This is a genomic window from Paenibacillus sp. Y859, from assembly GCF_056786405.1.
Window position 1 is genome coordinate 747,549 of the sequence record NZ_JBXCIZ010000002.1, and the last position, 24,092, is coordinate 771,640.

The 24,092-nt window shown below is 41.7% G+C and carries 24 protein-coding genes and 3 pseudogenes; 22 read left to right on the forward strand and 5 right to left on the reverse strand.

Features of this window, described 5'->3' with window-relative positions; translation table 11 throughout:
- Positions 1-20 precede the first annotated feature (20 nt).
- Together AC1TO8_RS08565 and AC1TO8_RS08570 are read right to left on the reverse strand one after the other, a co-directional pair.
- Positions 21-989, reverse strand: coding sequence for a carbohydrate ABC transporter permease (locus tag AC1TO8_RS08565; RefSeq protein WP_482055145.1), 969 nt, complete (start codon positions 987-989; stop codon positions 21-23).
- A complete protein-coding gene (locus AC1TO8_RS08570; RefSeq protein WP_482055146.1) occupies positions 986-1,900 on the reverse strand; it encodes an ABC transporter permease subunit in 915 nt (304 codons plus the stop codon). Before AC1TO8_RS08570 ends, AC1TO8_RS08565 begins: the two co-directional genes overlap by 4 nt.
- 405 nt (positions 1,901-2,305) lie before the next feature.
- Between AC1TO8_RS08570 and AC1TO8_RS08575 the strand changes: the two genes are divergently transcribed.
- Positions 2,306-3,466, forward strand: coding sequence for a glycoside hydrolase family 27 protein (locus tag AC1TO8_RS08575; RefSeq protein ID WP_482055147.1), 1,161 nt, complete (start codon positions 2,306-2,308; stop codon positions 3,464-3,466).
- A 421-nt stretch (positions 3,467-3,887) separates the two neighbouring features.
- Here AC1TO8_RS08575 and AC1TO8_RS08580 read toward each other — a convergent pair whose 3' ends face one another.
- Positions 3,888-4,745 carry an AraC family transcriptional regulator gene (locus AC1TO8_RS08580; RefSeq protein WP_482055148.1) on the reverse strand — a complete coding sequence of 286 codons (858 nt, stop codon included), beginning with the start codon at positions 4,743-4,745 and terminating at the stop codon, positions 3,888-3,890.
- Positions 4,746-5,018: 273 nt separating this feature from the next.
- Between AC1TO8_RS08580 and AC1TO8_RS08585 the strand changes: the two genes are divergently transcribed.
- The 4 genes and pseudogenes from AC1TO8_RS08585 (at position 5,019) to AC1TO8_RS08600 (ending at position 10,474) form a co-directional block, all read left to right on the forward strand.
- Complete coding sequence (locus AC1TO8_RS08585) at positions 5,019-6,920, forward strand: carbohydrate-binding protein (RefSeq protein ID WP_482055149.1); 1,902 nt, start codon at positions 5,019-5,021, stop codon at positions 6,918-6,920.
- Between the two features lie 29 nt (positions 6,921-6,949).
- Entirely contained in the window at positions 6,950-8,995 is a 2,046-nt protein-coding gene (locus AC1TO8_RS08590; protein WP_482055150.1) for a beta-xylosidase family glycoside hydrolase, read from the forward strand.
- A gap of 42 nt (positions 8,996-9,037) precedes the next feature.
- Positions 9,038-9,982: pseudogene (locus tag AC1TO8_RS08595) on the forward strand (endo-1,4-beta-xylanase); the annotation flags it as partial.
- Positions 9,980-10,474: a hypothetical protein gene (locus AC1TO8_RS08600; protein WP_482055273.1), complete on the forward strand. Its 495-nt coding sequence runs from the start codon at positions 9,980-9,982 to the stop codon at positions 10,472-10,474. The pseudogene AC1TO8_RS08595 and the gene AC1TO8_RS08600, both read left to right, overlap by 3 nt.
- Before the next feature lie 64 nt (positions 10,475-10,538).
- Here the strand turns inward: AC1TO8_RS08600 and AC1TO8_RS08605 are convergent, their stop codons facing one another.
- Together AC1TO8_RS08605 and AC1TO8_RS08610 are read right to left on the reverse strand one after the other, a co-directional pair.
- On the reverse strand, positions 10,539-11,333 hold the full coding sequence (locus AC1TO8_RS08605; protein WP_482055151.1) for a helix-turn-helix domain-containing protein: 795 nt from the start codon (positions 11,331-11,333) through the stop codon (positions 10,539-10,541).
- Positions 11,334-11,388: 55 nt separating this feature from the next.
- The gene (locus tag AC1TO8_RS08610; RefSeq protein WP_482055152.1) at positions 11,389-12,153 is read right to left on the reverse strand and encodes a helix-turn-helix domain-containing protein; all 765 of its coding nucleotides are present in this window, start codon (positions 12,151-12,153) and stop codon (positions 11,389-11,391) included.
- Between the two features lie 358 nt (positions 12,154-12,511).
- Here AC1TO8_RS08610 and AC1TO8_RS08615 point away from each other — a divergent pair, with 358 nt between their 5' ends.
- The 17 genes and pseudogenes from AC1TO8_RS08615 to AC1TO8_RS08695 all read left to right on the forward strand — a co-directional run.
- Positions 12,512-12,688, forward strand: coding sequence for a helix-turn-helix domain-containing protein (locus tag AC1TO8_RS08615; protein ID WP_482055153.1), 177 nt, complete (start codon positions 12,512-12,514; stop codon positions 12,686-12,688).
- Between the two features lie 152 nt (positions 12,689-12,840).
- Positions 12,841-13,449, forward strand: a pseudogene (locus tag AC1TO8_RS08620) (type I restriction-modification system subunit M N-terminal domain-containing protein); the annotation flags it as partial.
- Positions 13,450-13,915: 466 nt separating this feature from the next.
- Positions 13,916-14,593 (forward strand): response regulator transcription factor, encoded by a 678-nt coding sequence (locus AC1TO8_RS08625; protein ID WP_482055154.1) that lies wholly within the window; start codon positions 13,916-13,918, stop codon positions 14,591-14,593.
- A gap of 45 nt (positions 14,594-14,638) precedes the next feature.
- A complete protein-coding gene (locus AC1TO8_RS08630; protein ID WP_482055155.1) occupies positions 14,639-15,514 on the forward strand; it encodes an ATP-binding cassette domain-containing protein in 876 nt (291 codons plus the stop codon).
- Complete coding sequence (locus AC1TO8_RS08635; RefSeq protein WP_482055156.1) at positions 15,511-16,296, forward strand: ABC transporter permease; 786 nt, start codon at positions 15,511-15,513, stop codon at positions 16,294-16,296. Before AC1TO8_RS08630 ends, AC1TO8_RS08635 begins: the two co-directional genes overlap by 4 nt.
- A 107-nt stretch (positions 16,297-16,403) precedes the next feature.
- A complete protein-coding gene (locus AC1TO8_RS08640; RefSeq protein ID WP_482055157.1) occupies positions 16,404-17,207 on the forward strand; it encodes a sensor histidine kinase in 804 nt (267 codons plus the stop codon).
- 140 nt (positions 17,208-17,347) lie between these two features.
- Entirely contained in the window at positions 17,348-17,521 is a 174-nt protein-coding gene (locus AC1TO8_RS08645) for a hypothetical protein (protein ID WP_482055158.1), read from the forward strand.
- A 20-nt stretch (positions 17,522-17,541) separates the two neighbouring features.
- Complete coding sequence (locus tag AC1TO8_RS08650) at positions 17,542-18,234, forward strand: ABC transporter ATP-binding protein (RefSeq protein ID WP_482055159.1); 693 nt, start codon at positions 17,542-17,544, stop codon at positions 18,232-18,234.
- The gene (locus AC1TO8_RS08655) at positions 18,234-18,989 is read left to right on the forward strand and encodes an ABC transporter permease (protein WP_482055160.1); all 756 of its coding nucleotides are present in this window, start codon (positions 18,234-18,236) and stop codon (positions 18,987-18,989) included. Before AC1TO8_RS08650 ends, AC1TO8_RS08655 begins: the two co-directional genes overlap by 1 nt.
- A gap of 499 nt (positions 18,990-19,488) precedes the next feature.
- A complete protein-coding gene (locus tag AC1TO8_RS08660) occupies positions 19,489-20,037 on the forward strand; it encodes a DUF6434 domain-containing protein (protein WP_482055161.1) in 549 nt (182 codons plus the stop codon).
- A 419-nt stretch (positions 20,038-20,456) separates the two neighbouring features.
- Entirely contained in the window at positions 20,457-20,702 is a 246-nt protein-coding gene (locus tag AC1TO8_RS08665; RefSeq protein ID WP_482055162.1) for a hypothetical protein, read from the forward strand.
- A 15-nt stretch (positions 20,703-20,717) separates the two neighbouring features.
- Positions 20,718-20,852 carry a hypothetical protein gene (locus AC1TO8_RS08670; protein WP_482055163.1) on the forward strand — a complete coding sequence of 45 codons (135 nt, stop codon included), beginning with the start codon at positions 20,718-20,720 and terminating at the stop codon, positions 20,850-20,852.
- A gap of 782 nt (positions 20,853-21,634) precedes the next feature.
- Positions 21,635-22,045 carry a hypothetical protein gene (locus tag AC1TO8_RS08675; RefSeq protein WP_482055164.1) on the forward strand — a complete coding sequence of 137 codons (411 nt, stop codon included), beginning with the start codon at positions 21,635-21,637 and terminating at the stop codon, positions 22,043-22,045.
- 52 nt (positions 22,046-22,097) lie between these two features.
- Positions 22,098-22,394, forward strand: coding sequence for a helix-turn-helix transcriptional regulator (locus AC1TO8_RS08680; RefSeq protein WP_482055165.1), 297 nt, complete (start codon positions 22,098-22,100; stop codon positions 22,392-22,394).
- Positions 22,378-22,944, forward strand: a complete 567-nt coding sequence (locus AC1TO8_RS08685; protein WP_482055166.1) for a DUF4256 domain-containing protein — start codon at positions 22,378-22,380, stop codon at positions 22,942-22,944. The genes AC1TO8_RS08680 and AC1TO8_RS08685 overlap by 17 nt, the downstream gene beginning before the upstream one ends.
- 45 nt (positions 22,945-22,989) lie before the next feature.
- On the forward strand, positions 22,990-23,559 hold the full coding sequence (locus AC1TO8_RS08690; RefSeq protein ID WP_482055167.1) for an SF0329 family protein: 570 nt from the start codon (positions 22,990-22,992) through the stop codon (positions 23,557-23,559).
- 121 nt (positions 23,560-23,680) lie between these two features.
- A pseudogene (locus AC1TO8_RS08695) lies at positions 23,681-24,088 on the forward strand (YheC/YheD family protein); the annotation flags it as partial.
- Between the last annotated feature and the right edge of the window lie 4 nt (positions 24,089-24,092).

Consider the following 24,092-nt stretch of genomic DNA (forward strand, 5'->3'; position numbering starts at 1 on the left):
ATTTATCATAATAGTGCAGATTAACCTTTCACTGCACCAATCATAATTCCTTTAACAAAGAATCTTTGAAAAGTCGGATAAATAAGCAAAATAGGTGCGACAACGATAATAGTAACTGTCATACGAATGGATGTAGTGGTTTGCTTGGTGGACAGACTGGCCATGGCGGTTGATCCAGCATTTTGCAGATTGACCATGGTGGATAAGGAGCTGGCCTGATTGATGTAGTTATACAGAATGAACTGCAAACTGTACAATTTGCTGTCTGTAACCAGCAGTAGCGTATCCTGAAAGGAGTTCCACTGGTTCACTGCCGAGAATATGGCGACTGTAGCTAATATCGGTTTGCTGATGGGCAAGATAATCTTGTAAAAGGTAGTTAGAATTCCGGCACCGTCAATGCTAGCCGCGTGCTGCAATTCCTTCGGTGTGGATTCAACAAATGTTTTTACAAGAATGATAAAAAATGGAGCTACAATGGACGGCAGGATGTAGGCAAGGAAATTGTTGGTCAAATGCAAGGATCTCATGGTCAAATACCAAGGGATGATGCCCGCATTAAAGAACATCGTAAGAATGGTGAACCTGTACCAAAATTTTTTCCCCCACATATCCTCCTGAGAAAACATGAATCCCAAAAAGGCAGAGGCGCCAACCGTCAACATTGTGCCTATTACCGTTCTCCCCACAGAAATGACAAATGCATTCCATAGTCCCGGTATTTTAAATACGTCAATATAGTTCTGGAAATGTATCTGCTTCGGCCAGAACACAATTTCACCTTTGGCACTGAGATCGTTGGCGCTTATCGTATTGATAATGATCGAGTAAAACGGAAAAACACAAACAAATGCAAAGAGAGAAAACAGGAAATAGATCGTAACAGAAATCAATTTGTCAGTTGTACTAGTCTGCATTTTAATTTTTTTGGGGACGCGGCTGTTATTTTTTGTGGAAATTGGCGCTAGTTCTGTTTGGTTGTCACTCATACGATGCCCTCTCCTCTTAACAATTTGGACAGCCCGTTTACGGAAAAGAGAAGAACAACACTTATCAGGCTCTTCAGCATACTGATCGCGACGGAAACGGAATAGCTACCGCCCCCCATGGCCAGGTTGTATACATATAGATCCAACACCTGTATGGTGTCTTTGTTGAATGCATTCTGGAAAACGAAATATTGCTCCAATCCATTGTTTAGAAAGCCGGCAATTTGAAGCATCAATAGTACAAAATAAGTCGGTAGCATACTTGGCAAAACCACATGCCGGATGACCTGCATTCTTGTTGCGCCATCTACATGAGCCGCTTCATATAGGGATTCATCAATTCCCATAATCGCCGCTATATACAAAATAGCCGCCCAACCCAATGCTTTCCATGTCTCCCATAGCCACATCGTAATCCAGACATGGTCCGATTTCTGAAGAAGGAGTACAGGAGATTCGATAAGCCCCATCTGACTCAAAAAGCCGTTGAAGATACCCTCACTTGAGAACATGGAAAATGCCAATGAATATACCAATACCCAACTGATAAAGTTTGGAAGAGTGGTTACGGTCTGGATGAATTTTCGAAAACGTACAGCTTTGATCTCCGTTAGGAAGATTGCAAAGACCATGGGTAGCCAAGAGAAAAGTAAACTCATTCCACTGATGCCGAACGTGTTTTTGATTACTTGAAGTAGTTGATTGACCTTTACCTGGTTTTCTACCAAGGAATGAAACCATTTGAAACCGACAAATGGCGCTTGTGACAGCGGAATCGGCGGCATATAGTCAAAGAACGCATAAACCCATCCATAGAGTGGGTAGTATGCAAAGACAGCAAGTAAAGCCATAAAGGGCGAAATATAAAGAAATTTTTTGATAGAATTGCTTCTCATGCTTTGACTACGCATCGTGTCACTCCTTTTCGTGACCCATTAGTTGATAGCGCTTACAACCTACGAAACTATAATAAATTATCAGTTCCCTTCAAACAATGACCTATCCTCACCAATTATTGATCTATTGTTAGATGTAATTGCAAAAAATCAATATTTATACAATCCAACCTTTTTATTTAACATATTTTAGGAATAATTAAATTTTATATATTATTTTATTTTGAAGCCTAACCTGAATTTAAGCCCATGTAGTACGAAGGCCGAATTTGTTTTCTTCTGGAGAAAAGCAACAAATGTCGATATGAAAGCAACGTCAAGCTATAGATTCAGAGAGTCGTGTGTGATTAAATACATAAAGAGTACAGCAACTGTTCTTGCACCTAATTATGAGGTTATGCGAAAGGATGAAAAATTATAATGAACATACAACAACTCGGCTTGACACCGCCTATGGGATGGAATTCATGGAACACTTTTACATGGGACATTAATGAGCAACTTATCAGGGAAGCCGCCGATACTATTGTTGCAGATGGGTACAAGGATGCGGGATATGAGTACATTGTTATTGATGACTGCTGGAGCCTGAAAGAAAGGGACAAGGATGGCAAGCTGGTCGTCGATGCAGTCAAATTCCCTAGTGGAATGAAGGCGCTTGCAGATTATATTCATTCAAAGGGACTGAAATTCGGGATGTACTCTTGTGTAGGAACGCATACCTGCGCAGGGTATCCGGGGAGCTTTGAACATGAATTTCAGGATGCGGAATCACTGGCAGAATGGGGCGTTGATTTCTTAAAGTATGATTACTGCTTTAAGCCCAGACATATGTCGGGGGAACTGCTGTACAAGCGAATGAGCCTCGCGCTTAAAAACTGCGGAAGAGACATTCTGTTCTCGGCATGCAATTGGGGCGAGGACAATGTACATCAATGGATTCGTGAATCAGGCGCGCATATGTATCGGTCCACAGGAGATATTCAGGATAGCTGGGTTTCAATTAAGAGCTTAGCTTTATCTCAGCTGGATAAAGCCTGCTATACCGGAGCCTATTGCCATAATGATCTGGATATGCTGGTTGTCGGCATGTACGGAGGCAGCAACAGCGACTTTATCGGAAGTCAAATCGGCGGTTGCAGTGATGTGGAGTACAAGACCCATTTTTCTTTATGGAGTATGATGGGGTCTCCGCTGATGATTGGCAGCGACATCCGGAAAGCCAATAAGGCCACTAGGGATATTCTGATGAACAAGGATTTGATTGCGATTAATCAGGATGTGGAAGGGCGAGGTGCTTATCGCATCAAGCCGGAACCGCAGTGGTTTCATGCGGATGATGTGTTTATGCTAGTAAAAGTGTTAACCGACGGAGACCTTGCTATAGGCTTCTTCAATCTGAGCGATGGTCAAAGGGAAATGTCGCTGCAATTTTGGGATGTCGGACTTCCGTATGCTTCAGGAAAATCGCTGTCGTTGTATGACTGCTGGGAGCATAAAGAAATCGGTGTATTCAGAGAAAGATACGCTCCAGTGGTTCCGGCTCATGATTGTCTAATTGTGCGGGCTAAACTGTTGTAAAGAAGAGCGTGAATATGAATAGAACATGCAGAAAATGCGGAGTTCCCCTTGTGACAGATGATGTGGCGATTTACCTGAAGCTTGTTACGCGCAACGCGCAAGATTTCCTGTGTATTGACTGCCTTGGGGAACAACTGAAATGCGGACGACAGCCCATTGAGCAATTGATACAATATTTCCGTGAGTCCGGAAATTGTGTGCTATTTCGTTAAGTCCGGGAAATGATTGACCGGGAGTTGGTACCGCTATGTGGCTTGGACCAACAGCAGTATTATTGAAGGCCTGGTTGGCGATTACTGGGAAGCGAACGTCAAATAGCTGTTGGTAAGAATATAAGACAAGCACAAAGAAAATAACTTGTTCCCTGTACAGGGAACAAGTTATTTTCTTTGCTTTTAGGGAGGAGGGGGGATCTTAACTCTCAGGCATGCTTAATGGCTTTATATTTTCCCGGGGGCATGCCGGCTATTTTTTTGAAGCTCCTTATGAAATTGGCATAGTCGCTGAACCCGGAAAGCTCACAGGCTTCAGCAACGGTCTTTCCGGCGGACAGATGGCTCATGGCCAGTGAAATACGCTTGTCGACAATGTAGGAGCGTATCGTAAGTCCGGTATGCTCCTTGAATTGCTGGCTTATATATTTGCTGCTGTAATGAAACTCCTGCTCCAACTGCTCAGAAGTTATAGATTCGACCAGGTGCTCCTTGATATAGGTCATGGTATTGCTGACCAGCTTTGGCATGTGAGTGTTCGATTTGTATGTGGAAGACTGATACAGGGTGTTGATGAATACAAGCAGCCGGGTTGCATAGGATTCCGCCAGCAGATCCTGTCCATATGCCTCCGACCCCAGACAGGAGATCAATTTCTCTGCAAGCTTGCAATAAAATACACATTGCTCCTGGGAGAGCCGGGTTATATTGTTTTGTCCGAAGGGATGGGATTCGAAACAGGATAACAGGTCAGAGCGGTGACTTGAAAGTCTCTCCAAGGCTGACTTCTTGATATTCAGCCCTATTCGTTCGTACATTTGATTGTCGATACAGATACACCGGTGCATTTCGCTGGGGCTGATAATGATTAAATCACCAGGGGCCAATTTGTAGCAGGACTGCTCAAGATACATGTAAGCATTGCCTCTCAGGAACAAATAAACTTCGTAAGCGTCGTGGCGGTGATAGGGCAAGGCCGGGTTGATAAGCTCAGTATCTGTTGTCTTATGAAAGCAAATCATTTCTTCTTGAATAGGTGCAAAAATATAGCTTGTATCCTTATTCATAGCAACCATTCCTTTTAATGTATCTTTTGGAATTATAGGTATCCGCGCAATATAATATCGTTTATTTGCAAGGATTATACAGCAGATACTTAATATAATACAGAATAAGGAAGCGCTTGCAAGTGCTTCAAGAACTATGGGACAACCTTTGTGAGATACAGCTGCCGCTTCATTCAGACAGGAGATGACAAGAGAGGGGGGATGCAAGCGACCGATATTTGTGCCGCATTCGATTGAAAGGGATTACAAATCATTCTTAATGGAGGTATGACGATGTTTAAAAAGCTCTCGGTAATTGCAATAACCTTTGTTTTATTGCTGAATTGTCTGCCCATGATGTCTGTGAATGCTGCAAACAATGCCACGGCCAAGCAACCGGGGAATTCCAATCCGCTGATGGATCACAAGCTGGGCGCCGATCCCTTCGCGCTGACGTATAACGGAAGAGTCTATGTCTATATGTCCAGCGATGCGTACGTATATAACAGCAACGGAACCGTGAAGGACAATGATTTCAGCGCCCTGAATAAAATCAATGTCATCTCCTCGGCGGACATGGTGAACTGGACAGATCACGGCGCTATCCCGGTGGCCGGAGCCAATAATGTAAACGTTGGAGCCGGAATTGCCAAATGGGCTTCTCTCTCATGGGCGCCTTCAGTGGCAATGAAAAAAATTAACGGCCAGGATAAATTCTTCCTGTATTTTGCAAACGGCGCCTCAGGCATTGGTGTGTTAACGGCCAATTCTCCGACCGGCCCATGGTCGGACCCGCTGGGCAAAGCGCTGGTGACAGGCGCCACACCCGGAATGGCTGGCGTGACCTGGCTGTTTGACCCGGCCGTGCTGGTGGACGACGACGGTACCGGATACCTGTATTGCGGCGGGGGGATACCGAACACTTCGGACCCGGCGTCTGTTGCCAATCCCAAAACAGCCCGGGTGCTGAAATTGGGTGCGGATATGACGAGCATTGTTGGAAGCGCATCCACAATTGATGCTCCTTATATGTTCGAGGATTCCGGAATCCACAAGTATGGCGGCAAATATTATTATTCTTATTGCATCAATTTCTCCGGCACGCACCCGGCGGATTATCCGGCAGGTGAAATTGGGTATATGGTGAGCAACAGCCCGATGGGTCCCTTTACGTATAGTGGACATTTTCTGAAAAATCCGTATACCTTCTTCGGAGTAGGTGGCAATAACCACCATGCGGTATTTAACTTCAATAACCAATGGTATGTAGTGTACCATGCCCAGACCGTGGCGAAGGCCGTACTGGGAGACGGCAAAGGCTACCGCTCTCCGCATATCAATAAGCTCGTCCATAATGCCAACGGAACCATACAGGAGGTTCAGGGAGACATGGCGGGTATCGTCCAGATTGCCAATCTGGATCCGTTCACCAGAGTGGAAGCCGAAACCATCGGCTGGAATGCAGGCATTGCAACCGAGCCCACTCAGGCTGCGGGCGGCCCTGTAAGCAATATGAATGTGACCGGTATTAACAATGGAGACTGGATTGCCGTAGGCAATGCGGATTTCGGTTCCGGTGCCAACTTATTCAAAGCAAACGTGGCTTCAACCACAGGCGGCAAAATCGAAATCCGGCTGGACAGCGCAACGGGCACATTGGTGGGAACGCTCAATGTCCCTTCGACCGGAGGTGCGCAAACGTGGACGGAGGTAGAGACCACTGTCAGCAATACAACAGGGGTTCACAGACTCTACCTGGTATTCACTGGATCAGGCTCCGGCAACCTGTTTAATCTCGATTACTGGCAATTCTCCGCCAACACCGCTTCTAACAGAAGCAAAATCGAAGCGGAAGATATGAATCTCAGCGGCACTTATGCTGGGAAGACCACTTCTCCGTTTAACGGGGCAGCGTTGTACGGAAATGATGATGCCGCTACGTTCAATCAGTATTTTGCCTATGCCACTCATAATATCTCTGTCCGGGGGGCCTCCAGCAACTCCGCCACGGCCAAAGTCGATTTGCAAATCGGCGGGGTGACCGTCGGCTCCTTCTACTTCAGCGGAACCACGCCTACCGTACAGACCTTGTCCAATGTGACCCATGGAACCGGAAATCAGGAGATCAAGCTGCACGTAACAACGGACAACGGATCGTGGGATGCTTTTGTGGATTACATTGAATGGAGCTTATGATCGTATAACCAAAGTGGGAGGACATGACTATGGTTAAAAAAACAGGTATGTTTTTGTTGGCAATACCGTTGCTGATCGGCTTAATACTCAATCCTTCTGCGGTTGCCGCTTCGACATTTACCAATCCGTTCATTTATGCCGATGCCCCGGACAATGATGTAATCAGGGTTGGCAATGTATACTACATGACCAGCACCACCATGCATATGAACCCCGGCGTGCCAATCATGAAGTCCTATGACCTGGTTAACTGGGAAATCGTGAACTACGTCTACGATACCTATGCGAGCGGCGATACGCAGACTCTGAACAACGGTCAGAATGAATACGGCAAAGGCTCCTGGGCAAGCAGCCTTAGATACAACAACGGCATCTACTATGTGTCCTTTGGCTCCAATTCAACCGGCAAAACCTATATTTATCAGACCGCCAACATCGAGAGCGGTCCATGGACCTCTTCTGTCCTGGGAAGCTATTATCATGACGCATCGCTGCTGTTTGATAACGGACGGGTGTTCCTGGTCTACGGCGCCGATAATATCAGTTTGATCGAACTGACGGCGGATGCCAAAGCCATCAAGTCCGGGGGGATCAACCAGGTCATTATTACCGGCTCCAGCAATATTGCCGGTTCGAACTTCATTGTGAAGGCCGAAGGTGCGCATATCCAGAAGATCAACGGCTATTATTATGTTTTTCTGATCTGCTGGCCTTCGGGAAGCGGACGCACACAATTGACCTACCGGTCCAACAGCTTGACGGGAAGTTATACGGGGCAGGTGTCGCTTAACGATTCAGGCATTGCCCAGGGGGGAATTGTGGACACGCCTTCCGGATCCTGGTATGCCATGCTCTTCAGGGACAGCGGAGCAATCGGGCGTATGCCGTATCTTGTTCCCGTGTCTTGGTCCAACAACTGGCCGGTCTTTGGAACCGGCGGCAAAGTGCCGCGGACGCTGAACATGCCAGCCGAAGGCTATCCCGTGAAGAAGGTGTATGCGTCCGATGAATTTCCATCGGCTTCCGCCTCTGCGGAGCTTATCGTGAACGGAGGTTTTGAGGAGAACGCCATCAGTCCATGGACCAACAACAATGCGGCAACGGTTGGAGCCACTGCTGCAGACCGCTACAGCGGCTCCAACAGCTTACTTGTCAGCGGCAGACAACAAACAGGCGCGGGGCCTAAACAGGATATCACCGGGAAAGTGACAGCGGGCGCAGTATATACGTTCTCGGCAAAGGTTAAATACACCACAGGCCCTGCTACCAAGCAATTTAACTTCGACATCCAGAATGGTCCAAGCTACACAGGCATTACGATTCTTGGGTCCACCCCACTAACCAAAGGTCAGTGGGGCACCATTCAGGGAACCTATACGCTTCCAGCTGGCGCGGATCGGTCCCAAACGTTTATTTTTATTGAGACTCCTTACAGTTCTACGCCGGATGCCACAAATGACCTGATGAACTTTTATGTGGACGATGTGTCGTTTGCAGCAACGGCTTCGTCAGGAGCGGGCCTTGCCAAGGTATGGCAGTGGAACCACAACCCCGACAATGCGAAGTGGTCCCTGGCACAGCGTCCCGGCTTCATGCGATTGACCACAGGCAAAGTGAGTACAAGTATTCTGGATGCCCGAAACACGCTGACCCAAAGAACGTTTGGACCGAAAAGTACAGGTATCACTGCCTTGGAGACAAGCGGAATGAAGGACGGGGATTATGCCGGTCTAGCCGCATTTCAGGCCAAATACGGCTTCGTGGGTGTGAAAATGTCCGGCAATTCCAAGTCCATTGTGATGGTTAACGCCAGCTCCGGGTCTATGACTGAAGTAGCAAATGTGCCAGTCAGCCAGAACAGAGTCTATCTGAAGGTGGTTTGTGATTTCACTAATCAGACAGATAAGGCCTATTTTTACTACAGCCTTGACGGCAGTAATTGGACAGCATCAGGCAATACGCTTCAGATGTCCTATACGCTGCCCCATTTTATGGGCTACCGGTTTGCGTTGTTCAATTATGCATCGAAGTCAGCAGGCGGTTTTGTTGATTTTGATTATTTACGTCTGGAGTAAGTAGCCACGGTGAACCCATTAAGAAAAAGGAGATGATTTAAGTTGAAAACCAGAATTGAAAAGTTCGTAGTCGGGTTGGCCTTAGTCGGTGTCTTGCTCTCGTCCGTGATGGTGGGGAACGCCAACGCCGCGCTCACCAATGGGCCAAAGTTCCTGGGGAATATCATTGCAGGCGATGTCCCTGCCAGCTTCGGCACCTATTGGAATCAGGTGACGCCTGAGAATGCCACAAAGTGGGGAGCTGTTGAAGGCACACGTAACAACATGAATTGGAGCGGTGCGGATACTTCCTATAATTATGCGGTCAGTCAGAACATCCCCTTCAAATTCCATACGCTGGTCTGGGGGAGCCAAGAGCCTTCATGGGTTGCTGGCCTTTCGCAGGCAGACCAGAAATCTGAGCTGACCTCATGGATTTCCGCGGCGGGACAACGTTATTCTCAGTCTGCATTCGTGGATGTAGTCAATGAGCCGCTGCATGCCAAGCCTTCGTATCGTAATGCCATCGGCGGCGACGGAAGCACTGGCTGGGATTGGGTCATTTGGTCCTTCGAGCAGGCCAGAGCGGCGTTTCCGAACGCCAAGCTGCACATCAATGAATATGGAATTATTAGTGATCCGGGATTGGCCGATCAGTATGTGACGATTATCAATCACCTGAAGGCCAGAGGCCTGATTGATGGCATCGGCATTCAGTGCCATCAGTTCAATATGGATACGGTAAGCGTCTCTACCATGAATACCGTGCTGAATAAACTGTCTGCCACGGGCTTGCCCATCTACGTCTCCGAGCTGGATATAACCGGAGATGACAACACGCAGCTAGCCAGATATAAGGAGAAATTTCCGGTGCTGTGGGAGAATCCTGCGGTAAAAGGCGTGACACTTTGGGGCTACATCCAGGGTCAGACCTGGATATCGAATACGCATCTGCTGAATTCCAACGGAACGGAGCGTCCGGCGCTGCAATGGCTGAAGCAATATCTGGGAGGTTCTACCGGCGGCGGTGGTGGTGGAACAACTACCAGTGCCTACGCGGATTTTGAATCGGGTACGGAAGGCTGGACAGGCTCGAACATTGTTGGCGGCCCTTGGTCAACCACAGCCTGGAGTTCAAAGAACACGCACTCCTTGCAAGTAGATGTTGCGATGTCGCCGAACTCTCAGCATATCGTATCAAAGATCGTCAACGCGAATTTCTCCGCCCATACCAAACTGAAGGCGACAGTGCATGGTTCGGAGTGGGGCGGATACGGATCGGGATTAGGTGTGAAATTGTTCGTCAAGCACGGGAGCGCTTACACGTTCACCGACAGCGGCTGGGCAACGATAAGTAAAAGCGGAACCATCGACCTGACTTTGGACTTGACGACAGTCAATGCCGCTGATATTAGGGAGTATGGTATTCAATTCATTGATGCCAGCAACTCCTCTGGTCAAGCTTCTGTGTACGTGGACAATGTATATTTGAGTAACTGATTTTAAGGATCTCTTTGGAGGGCTGTTCTCAGTGCGTGAAGACGCGCGGAGAGCAGCCTTTTGTTCAACTATATGTTTTTCTATATTGCGACGGAGTGTACGAAGTTACTTTTTTGAATATTTTTGAAAAATATAACGGGTCCTGGTAGCCGACTGAATACGCCAATGAATTTATAGATAACTGAGAATTTATCAATAATTCACAGGCGCGCTGAATCCTGAAGGCGGTTAGATAGCCAGAAATGGATATGCCGTTTGTTTCCTTGAATAACCGAAACAAGTAACTACGCTCAATTTTCACAAATTCCACTACATCCAGAACAGATAATGAAGATTTCCAAAAGTTGCTTTCAATGTATTCCCGCGCTGATAATACGTAGTCCTTTTTGAGAAAAGATTTGTCACTTGGGTAATACTCCATGTAATATGACAATAAAAGATGCAGTCTTGCATCCGAACGCTCTCTTTCGAACGGCTCTATTCCTACGGTCTCGACCATATGAAACAATGGCTTGAAATCTTGCGGAGATGCCTCCACGACTGGATGATCAGGCGCAATATTAATCATCGACAATAGGCGAGAGGCCTTGGGCCCGTTAAATTCAATCCAAAAATACTCCCACGGATCTAGCGGATCAGGATAATAATACACTTCCATATGCGGAAAAATAATGAAGCTTTCGCCTGTTTTTAAAGAAAAAGTAGAATGGCATGTCTTCAAATAGCCCTTTCCGCTTACAATATAATGCAGGGCATAAACATCGCGGACACCTGGTCCCCATGTGTGTGAATTTGGAGGTTTATAGCCGTTCCCTTTAAAAGTTGAACCCTCGTTGAAACCGTAACACATTGAATTCATAGTCAGTACCTGTATCCTTTGCTTTAAGTTCATGATCTAGTAGGCTGTTCGAACACTAACCTTTTGCATGCTTCTGAAAATTTCTGGGTGTGTGCCCAGTCATTCGTTTGAATTGCCTGCAGAAGTGTTCCACATTTTGATATCCGCACCGGGAAGCCACTTCAGCAATGCTTTGAGCGTTGTGAATTAAGTATTCTTTTGCCATGCGAATCCGGCTGTTGATAACGTCATCCATGCAGGATATTCCAAACGTTTTTTTGTAGATGTTCTGGAGGTATCCTGGACTGATTTGAAGAAAATCCGCCATTTTCGATACTGTCCAGTAATCGTCCGGGTTGGTTTGAATAGCAGTGCGCAGTTTCAGTAATTTGTAGTATTGAGGTGTAATATCATCTTGGAAGTAGGATTCCCAAAGCTTGTTGAACAGCGTCCGGAGCAAATAATCGATGGAAGATTCTCTGTAATTCCGATTAAAATTATGCTCGATGACAAGCAGTTCAAACAGCTTGTGGCAATATTCCGGGTCACCCAGGGCAAAGGGAACCCCAAGCGGAAGGGGAGATTCCGTAATATAATGTTCATTGGATTCGAAACGGATCCAGTCATTGACGAAATGATCGGTGCAGGCCTGATAATAGACTTTCTGCGATGGACTATAGAGGATTGCGCTGTGAGCAGGATATTCCTTGAGCACGCCATTTACCCAGAATTGCGCTGGGGTCTTGGTGATTACAAGGAGCCAGTGATAGCCCACGGGAACATCAATAACAAAATTGCTCGCGTGCGTAGTATTACACTCAATATAGTGAATATGGGCCATCTTTTCCCCTCCTATCAGGCATATCTAGATTATAGCATAGTGAGGAAAATAGAATTGAATACAGCGGAAATAGAGCCGACAACGGAGTCATTCAACAAGGGCACAAGAATAGAAGGATTCATGAGCTACCGTTGCGGTAAGTTGAATAGCTTGATATCAATAGGTTTGGTTGATTTCACTTGAATATTGAAATGTGTATTATGTTCCCTCGGACTAATGTTTCGGGGGATTTTTTGCCCCCGGGGACTTACTTTTACGCGAAAAGACGATTATCTCATACAGATGGTAGGTAGTTTTAAATTGATTTTATTCGCGGTTAGGAATATTATTGGAGTATATGATGGAAAGGAGTTTTTTCATGGATTATATGTCTGCGAACGAAGCTGCTTTAAAATGGGGGATATCAAAGCGGAGAGTGCAGACTCTTTGTGCGGAAGATAGAATCAAAGGTGCTTCTAAAGTAGGAGTGTTTTGGATAATACCTAAAGATGCAGAAAAACCTGAAGATGGAAGATTAAAAATAAATAAGAGTTAGCAGAGGATTTCCTTGTAGGAGGGCTCAGATGGTAAAATCATTTTAGAACCTGGTACTCGAAATTTAAGAATCCCCTTTGTTAGGATAGATGTCGTACTGAGTTAACGTAATATGATTGAGCTGAGAAGTAAAACATCAATGGAGGATACAAAGTGATTACATCAGAAGAAATTAAACGTAGATTATGGGACGGGGCAAATGAATTGCGTGGTTCAATGGATGCCAGCCGTTACAAAGATTATATGCTTGGTTTGATGTTCTATAAGTTTTTGAGTGATAAAACGTTAGAAAAATTCAAAATGAGCAGTGGTTTAGGGCAAATAACTGAATCCGAATTGGTTGAGGAATATACTAAGGCAATAGAAGAATACGGTGTAGAACTAGATAAAATGATTCAAGTTACACTCGGCTATTATGTTTCACCTGAATATCTCTATCAGACTTGGTTAAAAGACATCAATTTAGGAGGTTTTGCAGTTGAAAAAGTAACGGATAGTTTGAATGATTTCGAACGTACGATTGCTGTGTCTGGTGATTCGAATGACTTCAAAGGATTGTTTTCAAGTTCTACACTTGATTTAACGAATACTGCTTTAGGTAGCGACTTAAACGAACGTAGTAAAAATATTAAGAAACTTATTTTACTGTTTGCAGACTTGAACATGGCCGCATTGCAAAAGGGCGATGTATTAGGTGATGCATATGAGTACCTTATCGGTCAGTTTGCAATGGAGTCAGGGAAAAAGGCAGGAGAGTTCTACATATGGTAAAAAGGTAAAGTGTATAAATCTAAGATAATAAATCATTGGTAATTAGTAAAGCCACTGCAATAAAAGTTGGACAGTAAATACTCCGCTTAACAGCACCTCATCAAAAATTTCACCCCACATTATATACAACTTCATTCATAAAATATTCAACGCTTACCATTAATAATTAAGGGTCGGTTAGTGAAATGAAATATATGGTTTGTTATGGTAAAGTTATTTAAGGGTTTAAGAGACAATAGATAAAAACCAAATGATTGTAACAGATACGTACAATCCATAAAGGAAACAGAACGATATCTTTTATAGGGTTCATATCATTTTGGACCAAGAAAAATTGATTAACGAGGGCGATGATTGAAAATAAGCGTAATCGAAAAAGTCTCGAATAGTTTTATTAACCGGGCAACTGTTGTTCAACTGACTGTAAAACAAAATAGCAAAGACAGGCGTTGAAAGTATGACACATATTTTAATCGTAGAAGATGATACGCTAATTAGCGACATGATAAAAAAATTACTTTTTCAAAATGGTTATAGCACCACAACAGCATATTCAGGAACTGAAGCCATTCTCTTATTAAAGCAACAGAGCTTTGATTTAATTTTGCTAGACTTAATGCTGCCTGGCATATCCGGAGAAGTTGTTTTAGAAAAGATAAAGGAGTCCTCAGATACACCTGTTATCGGTGTTTCTTCAAAAACAGATACCGAAAGTAAAGTCAATCTTATTCGTCATGGAGCAGATGACTATATTACGAAACCCTTCAATAATAAAGAATTGCTTGTAAGAATAGAAGCCGTGTTACGAAGATATCAAAAAGGAAATACAGCATCGGAAGAAATTTTGCATTTTAAGGATCTAACTTTGAACAGTACAACCTTGGAAGTTAAAATTGAAAATGAGCAAATTTCCCTTACACGCTATGAGTTTTTAATTTTGAAGCTACTTATGACAAACCCTAGCAGAGTATTTACAAAAAATATTATTTACGAAAGCGTGTGGAATGAGAATTTTGAAGGAGAAGAAAATGCCATCAATGTCCACATCGGTAATTTAAGAAAAAAATTCAGTAAAGTCATCCCTGATGAAACCTATATTCAAACGGTATGGGGATTGGGTTTCAAAATGCAGTAGACTGAAAGGGGTAAAGTGGTGCCTACCATACTACAAACAAATTCATTGTCAAAGATTTTTGCGTCATCTGATGGCATTAGGGATGTATCATTGCAAGTAAAGGCTGGGGACATTTACGCTTTATTAGGTCGCGATGGTTCGGGAAAATCCACACTATTAAAAGTATTGACGAGTTCTATCGCTTCGACCTTTGGTAGTTTTACATTCTTTGATAATACAGATGTTCAAAGCGAATACGCCCGAATAGGTTATGTTCCGCAAATGCCAGCCCTTAATATGAATTTCACCATTGCAGAGAATTTGGAGTACTATGCAAAAGCGTTTGGAATTGTGTCTGCTTCCTCTATAACCTCACTGTCAAAGTCAGTAGATATAGATATAACTGAAAGAAAAAAAGTGAGGAAGCTTCCCTTTGGGATCCAACGCAAATTAAGTATTGCTGTTGCACTATTAGGGAAACCAGATTTATTGCTACTAGATGAACCCTTAAGCGGACTGGACGCAATCGAAAAAAGTTTCATTTCAAATTTTTTACTTCGCCTATCCAAAAGAGAAAACCTTACAATTTTTTTGACGGGACAAAGTTATGAAGAAGTTTCCAAAATAGCTACTCGCTATGGAATTATCAATAATGGAACGATTATTGACGAATTCACGACAATAGTGCTTTCAGAGCGCTGCAATCGATGTGTGAAAATCCGCACTAAACAAACGACAGAAGCAACTTCTATTTTAGAAAAAATTTGTCCTGAATACGAAATTCTTTCAGATGATACAATTCGTGTATTTGGGGTTATGGATAAATCTGGTTTTATTAATACCAGTTTGGTATCAGCGGGTATAATAGTTGATGAAATTTCTATTACTGGGGAAGATGAAGAAATATACATTACAAATTTGATGGGAGCGAAAAAGGGATGATTGCTGTTTTTCAAAGCGAGCTTTATCGTGTTCGCAAGAGCAAAATGTTTATTGTTTGTTTATCCCTCGCATTATTTTTTGTCTTAGCGTTGGCCATATCTTACAATTACGAGTATGTTCGAGTACCTGAAAAAGCAGGAAGCCTCGTCACCCCCTCCGTTGCAGAATTTACAGAATACTTATTTTCAGATTACAGTATGATTTCCCCTTTATTATTATTTTTGATTGTTCATGTAACAAGTGACTTTAAGCAAGAATTATACCCTGTATTGCTGTCAAAGGGTGTGAAAAGAACAGCAATATTTTGGGGGAAGCTCTTGTCTTGCTTGTATGCAATGATGCTTTATTTTGTAATATGCCTTGTCTTTGCCTATGCTGTGATCTTTACTATGTGGGCTAATATTTCTGGTGTAGGCATTCCTGTTTTTGAGATAGGAACATATCTTTCCATACAGTTTTTATCCTTTGGCGCCTATACTACTTTTGTTTTGATGGTCTGCTATTTGTTGCGCAATCGCACGATAAGTTTTTGTGTTAATTATCTTCTACTTGTAGTGCTATGGTTGCATTTGACAAAGATTGGAACAGCTTTGGATATGTCATATCCTTTATATCAATATTGGATTGTAGGGCTTTCAAACGGTCTGCAAATAGAACAAATCCCACACAATATTGGCCGCATCATTGTTACAATTACTTTGTATTTTATAATATCTATTGCTGTGGCAAGAACTACTTTCTGCCATTTTGATATTAAAAATTCGGAAAAGGGCAAGTTATGATACTGATAACCTATTCGTTTATTGCAACTATTGTTTGTGTCTACTTACTTTCTGCACTGATACTACACAGACGGCAGATTAAAGAGGTAAGAAAACAACTGATTTATTTGGAGCAACGAGATACTCAAAAGGAAATCACTTTAGGTACATCGAATAAAGAATTTATTACTTTCATTAAAAGCCTCAATGCATTGTTAGCTAAATACCGAAACACGGGGCACAAAATAGAAAATAAAAATAATGCTTTTCGTGAAACCATCACCAGTTTATCGCACGATTTACGCACCCCGCTCACTACTGCCAACGGATACATTCAGTTACTTTTAGAACAGGATTTGTCCGAAGAACAATTGGAATATGTCCAGATAACCGAGGAACGTATTTCTGCTGTAAAAAAGTTGCTTGACCAACTTTTTGAATTTGCACGAATTGAAGCCGATGAGTTGGAGTTAAACAATGAGCCAGTCAATTTAAACAATGTTTTACGTGATACGCTTGCCACTTATTACGGTGATTTTGATAAGAAAGGCGTTATTCCAGATATTAGTATCCCTAACGAACCATTTATTATTTGGGGCGACAAGGAGGCAATTATACGAGTGTTTTCTAATGTCATATATAACGCTTTACTTTATGGCGAAGGAAGTTATGTCATCAACTCTAAACAGGAAAACCAAGGATATTATATTTCATTTTCCAATCATTCCAATACCGTTCTGGCAGAAGATATTGCCCATATTTTTGACCGATTTTATACAACCGATAAATCTAGAAATAAAAAAACAACTGGGTTAGGATTAGCAATTGCAAAAAAACTGATTGAAAAGACGGGTGGCAATATAACGGCTTCATTAGAGGACAAAATTTTTTCAATAACTATAGTTTTTTTAAAAGAATCCTCTATATGGTAATCGTACAACTTCATACTTTCATTTAGGGCTGCGAAAACGCAGCTCTTTTTTTAATCCTTACACTATCCTTAGACTTTCCCTAAAAAGTTCATAATCTTTATAGGTATGATAAAAGCAATAGGAAAGGAGATGAGAATATATTGAGCAACATTTGTTTGGTGATTGCCATGTTAGCTTTAGGTTCTATGCTACTGGCTGCTGTTAGCGGTCTATTAAAAGACGGGTTAAAAGGACTGAAAAACAATGCAAAATGGGCAGGGATTTCATTAATGATTTACGTTGTCACCTATGCCATTTTTCTAATTACACAATGAAAGAAAAGAGGTGTCGTTTCATGCTAAATATTGAAAATGTTAGCCTGACTATAGGGGCATATACATTGCTGGATAACATCAGTTTACAATTGAATGACGGAAAAATATATGGACTTCTTGGCCCGAATGGTGCAGGGAAGACAACCTTATTCAAGTCTATGCTTGGTCTAACTGCCTACTCCGGAAAAATCACCTCGGATAATCAACTATTATCAAGCCGTGATTTTGGTAGTCTGATTGAATACCCTGCCTTTTATAACAATCTGACTGTCGTGGAGAACTTAAAGCTTCATTCACAATATCTGAAACTGCAACAGCCAGATATTCAAAGTGCCTTGGAACAAGTAGATTTATGGGGAGCGAGAAAAAAGAAATTTTCCCAGCTCTCACTTGGTATGAAGCAACGTTTAGGAATTGCCCGCGCTTTTCTGGGCACGCCTAAATATCTGCTTCTTGACGAGCCGACCAATGGGCTTGATCCGATGGGGATTAAAGAGATTCGCGTTTTGCTTAGAGATAAGCTGAAATCCCCGCAACATTGTATTTTGGTATCAAGTCACAATCTTACCGAAATAGCAGCGATTGCAGATGAATTTATTTTTATTCGTGGCGGGCAAATCATCAAAACCATGCAGAACACTTTTGAAAATGAACAGGATTTAGAAAAGCTGTATGAGGACATTATGACCTTTGATCAAAAGGAGGATGCATAATGAAAATCTTAATCATAAATGAATTTCGCAAACTCAAAAGAGAATGGTTTTTGCTTATGTTGCTGCTGCTAACGCTTATTCCAGTACTGACTGGCAGCTTGGGACTGTTCCTAAATGGAAGCGGAAAACCTCTTGATGATCTGTTTTTTTTCATCAACAATCAATTTTCAATGTTCTTTCCTATGGTGGTATTTATATTGATTGGCTCTTTGTTCTATCAGGAGTATAAGAACCAAACCTACATCAACTGGATTACTTATGGTTATTCAAAAACAAAGCTGTATTTTTCAAAAATTATTGTTGGAATGATCATTGCCTTTGCATTTGCTGGGCTTATGTACCTGTTTCTTGTAGTTTTCTTCCCCATTCTCATGGGCATGGGAAAAATTACAACTAGCTCTACAAGTTTTATTGATATTACAAAAGGATATTTTCTTGAAGTCTTACTGCTAGTGCCAATTACCATTGTAGCTGGAGCAATCGTTATCAATCTGTCAAGAAATATTATTGTAACCAGCGTACTTGGTGTGATTTATGGCTTTGTATCTGTTTTCTTTATTGGAGCATCGCAAGGCTACTTTATTCCCGGTGCCTTTGCATATCGCTTATGTATGTATTTTGTGGATAAAACTTCATACTATGATAATCCTACAATGGCTACAATAACTGGTTTAACAAGCTACCTTATCATATTTACAATATTGTTCTTAATAGGTTTACTACTTTTCACACGCAAACGAAAAATAGAATCCTGATTACCGTGAAGGTAGACCGAAAAAATAACCAAAAAGCAAGTAGCATACGCTTTACAACAATTGAAAAAGATTCCTACACGCAAGTAAAAGAAATAACTGGGATTTCTAAAAGTACACTAATCCGTGCCAAAAGAGAAGTAACTAAAGGGTTGTTTTAGTTTAAGTATCGGCTGCCTTTACATGGCAGTTTTTCGTATTGAGTAATAAAATTAAATACTTCCAGGCTCTGGCGTTATGTTAACCTGGTGTGTGTGGCGTATACATGCTCGTTCAGCGATGAAATCGTTAGTTTGCGGATGGAGCTAATCGAGTTTCTTGTTCAACTAACTGATGGGCTCTATGGCACCATAGTTGATCGACCTTCCTCTCCCGGCCGTAGTATCCAATACCCGTTCTGTACACATTTTCATCCTCTGTGGTGTAGCGCTGATTTTGCGCTACATGTATGGCTAACGGGCCAGTTTACTAAATAGAATATGAAATAGGGGTAAGGTATAAAGTGAGACCTAAATTAGAAAATGAATTTCGAGACTTTTATTGGTTGAAAGAGGAATTACAAAATTTTTGCAGAGAACATGGTATGAGTGCATCTGGATCTAAAATTGAGATTACAGACAGAATTGCTATATTTCTTGAAACAGGGGAAATACAAAAGCCAATAAGGAAGAGAAGTTCTTCCTCGCAAGAAACAAAACTGGAAGAGTTAAGTTTTGATGCGATTATTACAGAAAACCATCGTTGTAGTCAGGTAGTTAGGGCTTTCTTTAAATCAGTAATTCCAAAATTTCATTTCTCTACATATATTCAAAATTATTTTAAGGGAAATGTAGGAAAAACATATCGGGATGTTGTTGATGCATGGTACGAGGAAGAAGAAAGAAAAAAAGACCCATCATATAAAAGACAACTAGGTTCACAATTTGAATACAATCAATTTACAAGGGATTATTTTGCGGATCCAAACAATAAGAATAAAAACAAAGAAGATGCAATTGAAGCTTGGAATATTATTAAAGCATTACCCGGTAGCAATAAATATAAAAGATAAATATTTTCGCATGGCATTTCTCATTATCACAGGGAAGTGCTATTCCAGAAACGGGCGCGATTGTTCAAGATCAAAATCCTAATTCCTCGCCAAAAAAAGCAGGAATTAGGATTTTTTTCCCACGTTATTTTAAATATTACCCCATTGGTAAATGCGTTGGCAACAAGTGGTAAGCTTGTGACAATCACTGGTAAAAAAGATGACAGAAGTGGTACATTCTTATGGCCGTAATCACGCGTTAATGGTGGATTGAAATTTCAATCTATCATTAACGGGAGAGCAAGCTGGGCATGGTAGCGAAAACGAAGTTAAATCGAATAAGTAGCTAATCTAGGAAAAGAGCTGCATGCGACAACTATCTTGACAAACACCGAATACAAGGAGCTATTGCTTTAGAACGAAAAGAAAATCATGTTTTTATGTTATTAATTGAAAGTGCGCCACATAATCGATTCGAGAAGATATTTGATAATATCGGCATACATCTATTCGCCTTTTGTTGTAAGCGGAGCATAGATCTTGGTCATGATGGATTTATTGCATTCGATGCTAAAACAGGTCTGGTGGCATACTATAAACATAAAATGGGTGCTAAGATGAGCGGTGGATCTCGGATGATTATTGATGAGTCTACCGCTGAGAAGCTTATTGATGTATACTTATAGGAGAGGTGATGGCATATGAAACGTACACGAGACAATCTTGATAAATCTGCACGCCAGTCTGAAAATGTACACTATGTTCAGCAAACATTGCCTGGTGTTGATAGTTCAGATGTTAGTGAATATATTCGTCGTCATAAAGAATTGAAGTAGACTATAGCTGAAAAAGAGAAAGAAAAAACTCGCCGTTAATTAGGAAGCCACTGAAAAACTAATGATCTAATATTGTGAAATTGATATATATTGAAAAAGGTGATGTTCATTCAGAATTGAATGAACATCACCTTTATTTATGTTTCACTCTAACTATTTTTTGTGGTCAATAAATAATTAATGAAATATTTTAAAGTGGTGATAAGAATGAATTGTTGACGATTGTTAAACAACTGATTTATTATACAAGCAACAGTTCCCAACCGCACCTCTTCACAATGTGTCCCATGGTGGGGCATTTTTATATTATAGGGGTGTTAAGAAACCTTTACTTATATCTAGAACAAATGATTGAAGTCAAACTTATAATGATGAAGAATACGGTTGGCGTGTGAGTTGACATGAAAGGGTGGTGTTATACATGTGTGTCAAGAGTGAACAAGAAGCATGGGATAATCTTGAACAAGCAAGCATCACGAGTATGGATTTCTGGGATAACTCGATTGATGAAGAAATCTGGAACAATGCATAAACCAAGTGAAAACCAACGTTCCTAGGAGGACCTCCTCAACCATGCCTATCAATTAAACAACCCACCCAAACAAAAGTTCGCTGACAGCTATCCGTCAGCGAACTTTTGTTATAGTAGGGCTACACATTCACAAGTAGCCAAATATCATATTGGTTGAGAGCAGTTGAACGGGAATAGTGGCTATTGAGGCACAGCAACATCTAAGTTTGGTATAATTGTTCTATTGATTACAGTTTTGACAGGAGACGCTATGAACGACATTGAGACAAGGTTAATGACGTATTTAAGTAATAACAAGCAAGCAATGGTGTGGCTTGAACAGTTGGAACAATTTATCGAGCGTGAACCGATTGCGTATGAGTACTTTGCAGAAGTTGTGCTTAATATGGAGAAATCAGAAATCAGAAATCAGAAATCAGAAATCTTAAGTATCGTACGATCAGCGGGAAGAACGACGAGAACTCCTAGTCTGGCTATCCGATACCGTATTCAGCATAGTAAGATTAGAATGAATTTCCAACAGCGCCTACACCAGCTACGATTAAAGCTACATCCGCTTATTTCGCTAGATCGTTATTTTGCATTGGGAGAAGCAGAAACCAATCTCATGCTTAATCCGACGCAATTATCTGCTAGAACTTACGCATTAGTAGTTCAATGAGCAAGCAATTCCCTTAACGGAGCGGAAGCAAGGGGGAAGTAATAAAAAGATATTGGATTTGCTTCCTGATTTGCAATCTTCTGCTACTGAACCTTTTCTGCTCGAATATTGGTCAAGCAAAGTGGATGTTAGCCCTCACTATTTCTGCAAGTTATTCAAACAGACCATGTCGATTACACCAATGGAGTTTATTACAAGATGTAGACTGCAAATTTCCAAGAAATGGCTGCTGGAGCGCCGTGATTGCTCAATCGGTCAAATCGCGAATGAAGCGGGATACCCAAGTGTCAGCTATTTCAATAAAAGGTTTATGGAATATGAGGAGAATCAGGATGAAAAATGGAAATAAAACGTTATTACCAGAACAACAAGAAGAACTACTCAAAATATTGCAAGCCCGTTTCGAGAAAAATATGAATCGCCATGAAGGAATGGAATGGGCTCACGTACAAGCAAAACTAGAAGCGAATGCTGAAAAATTGTGGTCGCTTCATGCAATGGAACAAACCGGTGGTGAGCCAGATGTTGTCGGTTATGAGACTGAGAAGGACGAATACATTATGTGTGATTGTTCAGCGGAAAGTCCTAAGGGTCGTAGAAGTATTTGTTACGACCGCGAAGCACTGGAATCTAGGAAGGAACACAAGCCAAAAAACAGCGCTATAGATATGGCTAATGAAATGGGAATTGTGATTCTAACAGAAGAACAATATCGAGATCTGCAGAAACTAGGCAGTTTCGATACTAAAACATCGAGTTGGGTGCATACACCTGAACACATTAGAAAGCTAGGCGGGGCTATATTCTGTGATCGTCGATACGATACAGTGTTTATGTACCACAATGGAGCAGAATCTTATTATGCTGCCAGAAGTTTCCGTGGATGGTTAAGGTTCTGAGGGATTAGATCTAGTATTATGAATATTAAAACATAGGAGGATTACATGTCCTGGAGTAAATTGAAGCAACAACTGGAGAGTTTTCTCTGTCCAGCGTTATATGGAAGGGTCGAATACCGTGCAACCAGCTACCGTTATTTACCTGATAAAGCAGGAACTTGTTATATTGCGGTAGATAAAAAGAACGTACTTAATATGAATGATAGAACTACCTCAATTAGATGGTATCAGACAGAGCTGGAAATTAAGAATGATTCAGATATCCAAATTCCTATCAACAATGAAGAAATTGAATCGGTCAGAAAAGATACCAAGGGAATAGTTCCGGAGGATCGTCTAAGAGTAATTGCAAGAGGTAGAATAATTTCGCAATATGCTAAAGATCTTTTGTCAGCACAGTCATCATTAAGTAAATCGAATTTTAACGTTGTAGCTAATAAATATTTATCTACTTCAATAGAGGAAAGCCTAGAGAGCAATGATATCTTATTGAATATTCTAGCTTTGGTGGACAGACGAGTTGGAAAGAAGCGGATTTTAAACATGACCGAGAAGATGAAGTTAAAGCATCCCATTGTACAGTATTTTTATGAACTAAGGCTTAGTACGTTATGAAAATAAGTAACTCATTCACCTCCAATTTGGAGGTTTTTTCATGAGACCATACGCTTGCTAACAGCTTTGTGTAAGTGGTGTGGAGTATAACCGACCAATTAAATGAAAAGCGAAAGGAACCCCCTTCGATATTCGTGTTATGGTCCAGAAGACGAACAAAAGAAAATGGATTAGCAGTGCTATCTTCGCGAAAATAGGGAAGACTGGTAAGGTTGCGACAAACTATAATCAAAGCAGGAGAATCGGGTATTTACATCAAACGATGTCAGGAGCAGGGTACAATACAGACGAAATTAAACATATGGAAACAAGATTGAAGAAGTTGGGTGTCTCCGTAGGGAATAACTTCGATCAACATAAAAAGGGATTCAAGGAATTAGGGTTGGATGTGGCTTTGGATTCTATGAAAAAACCGTGGATTCTGGAAGTGAATACGAGACCCCAATTTTATCCCTTAAGGAACATGAAGGATAAAAAAAATTATAAAGTCATCGTTTCTTATGCTAAGCAATATGGGAGATCTAAATAAAACA

What these genes read in the sequence shown, in the direction of transcription:
- AC1TO8_RS08610 (WP_482055152.1), bottom strand. Translation starts at nt 12,153, where the DNA reads ATGGCCCATATTCACTATATTGAGTGTAATACTACGCACGCGAGCAAT.
- AC1TO8_RS08570 (WP_482055146.1), bottom strand. Translation starts at nt 1,900, where the DNA reads ATGCGTAGTCAAAGCATGAGAAGCAATTCTATCAAAAAATTTCTTTAT.
- AC1TO8_RS08590 (WP_482055150.1), top strand. Translation starts at nt 6,950, where the DNA reads ATGGTTAAAAAAACAGGTATGTTTTTGTTGGCAATACCGTTGCTGATC.
- AC1TO8_RS08580 (WP_482055148.1), bottom strand. Translation starts at nt 4,745, where the DNA reads ATGAATAAGGATACAAGCTATATTTTTGCACCTATTCAAGAAGAAATG.
- AC1TO8_RS08650 (WP_482055159.1), top strand. Translation starts at nt 17,542, where the DNA reads ATGCTAAATATTGAAAATGTTAGCCTGACTATAGGGGCATATACATTG.
- AC1TO8_RS08565 (WP_482055145.1), bottom strand. Translation starts at nt 989, where the DNA reads ATGAGTGACAACCAAACAGAACTAGCGCCAATTTCCACAAAAAATAAC.
- AC1TO8_RS08665 (WP_482055162.1), top strand. Translation starts at nt 20,457, where the DNA reads ATGTTATTAATTGAAAGTGCGCCACATAATCGATTCGAGAAGATATTT.
- AC1TO8_RS08655 (WP_482055160.1), top strand. Translation starts at nt 18,234, where the DNA reads ATGAAAATCTTAATCATAAATGAATTTCGCAAACTCAAAAGAGAATGG.
- AC1TO8_RS08605 (WP_482055151.1), bottom strand. Translation starts at nt 11,333, where the DNA reads ATGAATTCAATGTGTTACGGTTTCAACGAGGGTTCAACTTTTAAAGGG.
- AC1TO8_RS08690 (WP_482055167.1), top strand. Translation starts at nt 22,990, where the DNA reads ATGTCCTGGAGTAAATTGAAGCAACAACTGGAGAGTTTTCTCTGTCCA.
- AC1TO8_RS08615 (WP_482055153.1), top strand. Translation starts at nt 12,512, where the DNA reads ATGGATTATATGTCTGCGAACGAAGCTGCTTTAAAATGGGGGATATCA.
- AC1TO8_RS08635 (WP_482055156.1), top strand. Translation starts at nt 15,511, where the DNA reads ATGATTGCTGTTTTTCAAAGCGAGCTTTATCGTGTTCGCAAGAGCAAA.
- AC1TO8_RS08670 (WP_482055163.1), top strand. Translation starts at nt 20,718, where the DNA reads ATGAAACGTACACGAGACAATCTTGATAAATCTGCACGCCAGTCTGAA.
- AC1TO8_RS08575 (WP_482055147.1), top strand. Translation starts at nt 2,306, where the DNA reads ATGAACATACAACAACTCGGCTTGACACCGCCTATGGGATGGAATTCA.
- AC1TO8_RS08675 (WP_482055164.1), top strand. Translation starts at nt 21,635, where the DNA reads ATGAACGACATTGAGACAAGGTTAATGACGTATTTAAGTAATAACAAG.
- AC1TO8_RS08685 (WP_482055166.1), top strand. Translation starts at nt 22,378, where the DNA reads ATGAAAAATGGAAATAAAACGTTATTACCAGAACAACAAGAAGAACTA.
- AC1TO8_RS08585 (WP_482055149.1), top strand. Translation starts at nt 5,019, where the DNA reads ATGTTTAAAAAGCTCTCGGTAATTGCAATAACCTTTGTTTTATTGCTG.
- AC1TO8_RS08625 (WP_482055154.1), top strand. Translation starts at nt 13,916, where the DNA reads ATGACACATATTTTAATCGTAGAAGATGATACGCTAATTAGCGACATG.